The sequence below is a fragment of the Oleiphilus sp. HI0080 genome (genome assembly GCF_001635135.1).
On record NZ_LWFU01000035.1, the window covers coordinates 1 to 740 of the forward strand.

General features: G+C 46.5%; 1 protein-coding gene. It reads left to right on the top strand.

What is annotated here, in order from left to right:
- Positions 1-575 (top strand): imidazole glycerol phosphate synthase subunit HisF (gene hisF, locus A3751_RS00600; protein WP_068451028.1); only part of this gene is annotated, 575 nt, incomplete at its 5' end.
- Positions 576-740 lie beyond the last annotated feature (165 nt).

The window sequence follows — 740 nt, forward strand, 5'->3', positions numbered from 1 at the left end:
TTGAACAGATCGCCGAGAACGTCTTTATCCCTCTAACAGTGGGCGGGGGAATCCGTAAACTGGAAGATATCCGTAACATGCTTAACGCTGGTGCAGATAAAGTAAGTATTAATACGGCTGCTGTCTTTAATCCAGAGCTTGTTCGAGAAGCGGCTGAGCGCTTTGGGAGTCAATGTATTGTTGTTGCTATTGACGCCAAAAAAGTAAGTGGCCCCGAAGAGGAGCCGCGTTGGGAAATTTTCACTCATGGTGGTCGTAAGCCGACAGGTTTGGATGCTGTTGAGTGGAGCAAAAAGATGGCCGACTACGGCGCTGGCGAAATTCTGCTCACAAGTATGGATCAGGATGGTGTGAAGAGTGGTTATGACTTAGGCGTGACAAGAGCCATTTCAGAAGCTGTCTCTATTCCCGTCATCGCATCAGGCGGCGTAGGGAATTTGCAGCATTTAGCGGATGGTGTGACACACGGTGGTGCCGATGCTGTACTGGCTGCAAGTATCTTCCATTTTGGCGAACATACGGTTCAAGAAGCGAAAGAGTTTATGGCGGCTCAAGGTATAGAGATGCGTCTTTAAGCGAATAGTTTGCAAGGGCTCTTCTTGAATGACTTAAAAAAAACCGCTGGAGCTTGCGCTTCAGCGGTTTTTTTATATCTTATTGTTTTGCTCTACGATTTTTGTTTATTGTTGTTCTGCTTTTTCTTAATCGCGTCCGTGCGTCGTTTTACTACTCTAAGAGCT